Source organism: Xanthomonas cucurbitae (assembly GCF_002939885.1).
GTDB lineage: Bacteria > Pseudomonadota > Gammaproteobacteria > Xanthomonadales > Xanthomonadaceae > Xanthomonas > Xanthomonas cucurbitae.
This window is the reverse complement of the sequence record NZ_MDED01000076.1, coordinates 1-4,178: the sequence shown is the minus strand read 5'-3', so window position 1 is coordinate 4,178 and position 4,178 is coordinate 1. Positions and strand designations below refer to the sequence as shown.

The 4,178-nt window shown below is 54.9% G+C and carries 5 protein-coding genes; all 5 read left to right on the top strand.

Annotation, left to right across the window (positions count from 1 at the left end; translation table 11 throughout):
* Positions 1-176: 176 nt before the first annotated feature.
* The 5 genes from XcuCFBP2542_RS18530 to XcuCFBP2542_RS18510 all read left to right on the top strand — a co-directional run bounded on the left by XcuCFBP2542_RS18530 (position 177) and on the right by XcuCFBP2542_RS18510 (position 4,118).
* Positions 177-368 carry a type II toxin-antitoxin system RelB/DinJ family antitoxin gene (locus XcuCFBP2542_RS18530; RefSeq protein ID WP_104605685.1) on the top strand — a complete coding sequence of 64 codons (192 nt, stop codon included), beginning with the start codon at positions 177-179 and terminating at the stop codon, positions 366-368.
* 48 nt (positions 369-416) lie between these two features.
* Positions 417-1,337, top strand: a complete 921-nt coding sequence (locus tag XcuCFBP2542_RS18525; protein WP_104605683.1) for an ABC-three component system protein — start codon at positions 417-419, stop codon at positions 1,335-1,337.
* Positions 1,334-1,582 carry an ABC-three component system middle component 6 gene (locus XcuCFBP2542_RS18520; RefSeq protein ID WP_104605681.1) on the top strand — a complete coding sequence of 83 codons (249 nt, stop codon included), beginning with the start codon at positions 1,334-1,336 and terminating at the stop codon, positions 1,580-1,582. The genes XcuCFBP2542_RS18525 and XcuCFBP2542_RS18520 overlap by 4 nt, the downstream gene beginning before the upstream one ends.
* On the top strand, positions 1,579-3,300 hold the full coding sequence (locus tag XcuCFBP2542_RS18515) for an ABC-three component system protein (RefSeq protein ID WP_104605679.1): 1,722 nt from the start codon (positions 1,579-1,581) through the stop codon (positions 3,298-3,300). Before XcuCFBP2542_RS18520 ends, XcuCFBP2542_RS18515 begins: the two co-directional genes overlap by 4 nt.
* Positions 3,301-3,380: 80 nt before the next feature.
* Entirely contained in the window at positions 3,381-4,118 is a 738-nt protein-coding gene (locus tag XcuCFBP2542_RS18510; RefSeq protein ID WP_104605677.1) for a hypothetical protein, read from the top strand.
* Positions 4,119-4,178 lie beyond the last annotated feature (60 nt).

Below are 4,178 nucleotides of genomic sequence, written 5' to 3'. Positions count from 1 at the left end.
CTGCCGACGACCTTGGATCGGGACATCGATCAATTGCTGCCGTTGCGCACGGAGTGAGGTTTCGGGGTAGGTGAGGTTGGCGGACGCTTACGGACGTTCAACCTCTCTTATCAATATGTAAATGACATTGAGGCGCAAATGAGGCACAATGTAGCTACAAAATGCTTGAGGCACTTATGGCAACCAGTGATGTTGTTCGCGCCCGGATTGACGGGCATATCAAAGAGGAAGCCACAAACGTGCTGGCTGGGATGGGCTTGTCCGTGTCGGATGCCATCCGGATACTGCTGACGCGAATTGCGGCTGATAAGGCGCTTCCGTTTGATGTGAACCGGGGACAGCAGCAGACGAATACCATGAAGCCATGAGGCATCGCCTGAAAATAACTAAAAACACTAAATCACGGGCTTGAACCCATGGATCGCTTACAGCAGCTTAATTACGAAAAGGATTTCCGCATCGCCTTCTTGGAATCCAAAGGGGACGTTTTTCAACGTCTGTTCGAGAAGCTGATGTCGAAAGCCCATCCCAATAATTTCATGGCATGCCGCCCGTGGGGCAATGTTGGCGATCGGAAGAATGATGGGTATCTGCCCTCGGCGCGCATCCTCTACCAGAGTTACGCTCCCAATGAATTGACCGCCGCCGAAGCGATCAAGAAGATCAACGAGGATTTCAACGGCGCCAAAGAGCACTGGGAGAAATATTTCGATGAGTGGACCTTTGTCCACAATGCGCAGGATGGCCGTTTGGGCCCTCACATCATCGAAGCGCTGGCGAAACTCGGGCAGGACAACCCAAAGATCAAAATCGGCCACTGCGGCTATGAGGAGATGCTGGCTAAGTTTCGCCAGTTGAGCTTGCAGGATCTCGAATCCTGGTTCGGCCCATCGCTGACGATGGAAGCGAATGTCAATTTGGGGTTTGGCGACCTGCTGGCCGTCCTCACCCACATCAGCATCACTCCCGTGCCCACGGCCAGCGAAGTGAAAGATGTATCGCGCGGCAAGATCGAGGCAAACCTGCTGTCTCAGGCCGTCGCCGACTTTTTGAAGATTGGTATGCAGAAGTCAGCGCTCGTGGCGCAGTTCTTCAATAACTGGAGGAACCCGACCTACGGCGAGCAGATAGCGCAGGCGTTCAAAAGTGAATACGTGACGCTGCGAGACCAAGTTCCCGCACTGCACCCCGATGAGATATTCGGTCGGCTCGAAGCGTGGGCCGGGGGCACAGCTAACACCACGCCGACACACAAGGCGGCAGTGCTGGCCGTCATGGCGTATCTGTTCGACAAATGCGAGATTTTTGAAGATGCTCAAGCGGTGGGGGCTGCATGATTTTGCCTTCCAAGCATCTGCAGCAGGATCGAGCACTGTTGACCGTCGGCGCCCATGTCTTGACCTACCTTGTGCGGCCAAAGACCGTCTCTGCGTTGTGGGAGGAACTGAACAAGCATGAAGCAGGCGTAGCCACAATGCCTCGGAAAATTAACTATGACTGGTTCTTGCTCGCGCTCGACCTTCTGTACGCCATGGGGACCATTGAACTCGAAAGCGGCCTCGTGGCACGGAGAGTGCCTTGATTCATCACATTTTCAGCACGCTACCCAGCTTCAAGAGCCTTAAAGACCTGAAACCAGGTCTGAATGTCTTGCTTGCTCAGAAAATCGAGGGTGCAAGCAGCAAGCAGACACGCAATCGTGCGGGAAAAACCAGCTTCGTAGAGCTTGTGCATTTCCTGCTCGGCGCCGACGCTGGTCCTGAATCAATCTTCCGGACCCAGGAACTGGTTGAGCACTCCTTCGGCATGGACTTCGATCTGAAGTCGGAGCGCACCGTTGTTGAGCGCAGCGGTGGCACCAAAGCAAAAATCTTTGTGACTGCCCCGCCTGCGGCGAAGGTCAAGTTTTCGGCTACCGAGTGGTGCGCATTCCTCGGCGAGCAGATGTTTGGTTTGAGCAGCCTGGAAGCTGCCGGCAGCAAGCCGCCGTCGTTCCGTTCGCTGTTCGCCTACTTCGTGCGTCGGCAAGCGAGTGGCGCTTTCATGACGCCGGAAAAGCAAGCCACGATGCAGGGCACCGGCGACATGCAAATGACGCTCATGTTCCTGCTCGGATTGGACTGGCAGATTGCGCGCGATTGGCAGGCTGTTCGCGATCGGGAGAAGACTCTGGAAGAGCTGAAGAAAGCGGCAGGGAATGGCGTGTTCGGCTCGATCATCGGCAAGGCAGCCGACTTGCGCACTGAGCTCACGCTACGAGAGGCCCGTCTCAAGAAGCTGCACGCAGAAGTCGAGACGTTTCATGTCCTGCCTGAATACCGTGAGTTGGAAGTCGAAAGCGCCGCACTGACCCGCCAGCTCAATGAATTGGCCAACGCCAACACCATCGACTTTTCAGCGATCCGAGATCTGGAAAGCGCACTAGCGTCAGAGGTTCCTCCTGATCCTGAAGACCTGCAGGCCGTCTATCAAGAAGCGGGCATTGTGCTGCCCGGCCTGGTGAAGCGCCGCTATGAAGACGTGAAGAGTTTTCACGAATCGGTGGTCCGCAATCGCAAGGACTACCTCTCCAGCGAACTTGAAGCTGCAAAGCTACGTATTGAACTGCGCGATGGCAAAAAGGCGCAGTTCGACCAACGGCGTGGCGAAGTGCTGGGCATCCTGAAGAGCCACGGTGCGCTGGAACAGTTCCTCAAGCTGCAAGGAAAACTGGGCCGGCTGGAGTCCGAAGTGGAATCGCTGCGGCAACGCTTTGAAGCGGCCGAACAGCTTGAAGGCACAAAGAACGAACTGGAGATTGAGCGCAATCGCCTCACCATCCGCTTGCGGCGCGATTTCGCCGAGCAGAAAGATCGACTGGCGGAGGCCATCGTCGCCTTCGAGGAGACCTCGCAGCGCCTGTACGAATCGGCCGGCAGCATGACGATAGACGAAACATCCAACGGCCCGATGTTCAAGTTTCCGATGCAGGGGCAACGCAGCAGGGGCATCAAGAATATGCAAATTTTCTGCTTCGACATGATGCTGATGCGCCTTTGTGCCAAGCGGAAAATCGGGCCTGGATTCTTAATTCATGACAGCCATCTGTTTGACGGCGTCGATGGACGCCAAGTCATCAGCGCGTTGCGTCTGGGCTCGGAGATCGCGCAGGAGCTTGGCTTCCAGTACATCGTGACGATGAATGAAGACGATGCCTTCAAAGAGACCATTGATGGCTTCGACCTCAACGATTACGTGCTACCTAAGCGCCTGACCGACGCCACGGAAGACGGGGGCTTGTTCGGTATTCGGTTTGGATGACGCAGGAATACAAGGTCGATTAAATCTGTAGGCCGGCGGCATTATACTAGTTGCACAAGATTTTTCTTAAAGGGGGAGAAATGGACAAGAAGACCAAAGGATCATGGTTGATTCATCACACCAACAAACTCCAAGGAATAACGAACCAAGCTGGCTACGACAAGACCTTTCTCGCGGGCAAGGCGGGCATCTTGCTCTCTGCAATCTCGTCAAACAACCACGCAACACTCAACAACGATCGTCTGAACGTTCTGGCGCAAGCGGCAAACATCAATACGACTTTCGAGCTTCCAAAACTCATCGAAGTCCTGAAACAGCAGCAACTGGTTGACACCGCGAATGGGGGCGTTGCTGTTCTTGGCGTCACAACTGCGAAGACCCTCCAACATACGGCAGATATATTCGATGCCCTCATGCCAGGCGCGTCCGAGGTCGCTTCGATTGCGCTCGCGGAAAAGGCGTCGATCGAGCCCGTGCTGTCCGGCAATGTATCCACGGAATTGGCCGACTTCTATAAGCTGGCAACGCCCGATATTCAGCGCCTGATGTCCGATGCTGACCAAATTGGATTCGTGGACGCTGAAGACCTCGGTGCTGGGCAAAGATTGTTGTTTAACGGAAATCTATTCCGTCGTGAAACGACCCGGAAAATAAAAGCGGTCCTAGACTCGCTTTCATCCGCCGAGCAGATAAAGCTCAATGAGCTTACTGATACGCTAAAGAAACGCGCGTGCGTCAGCACGGACTATGCGACACAACTTCTGGGCGAGCCGCTTTTCAAAAAGGTGGCTCATCGCGGATTCGTGTGGGTGCCTTGAGGCCCCTGAATCTGCGTTGAGCCTTGGAAACAGGCCCTTTCCACCGTCCCAGAAGGTGGT

What these genes read in the sequence shown, in the direction of transcription:
- XcuCFBP2542_RS18520 (WP_104605681.1), top strand. Translation starts at nt 1,334, where the DNA reads ATGATTTTGCCTTCCAAGCATCTGCAGCAGGATCGAGCACTGTTGACC.
- XcuCFBP2542_RS18525 (WP_104605683.1), top strand. Translation starts at nt 417, where the DNA reads ATGGATCGCTTACAGCAGCTTAATTACGAAAAGGATTTCCGCATCGCC.
- XcuCFBP2542_RS18530 (WP_104605685.1), top strand. Translation starts at nt 177, where the DNA reads ATGGCAACCAGTGATGTTGTTCGCGCCCGGATTGACGGGCATATCAAA.
- XcuCFBP2542_RS18510 (WP_104605677.1), top strand. Translation starts at nt 3,381, where the DNA reads ATGGACAAGAAGACCAAAGGATCATGGTTGATTCATCACACCAACAAA.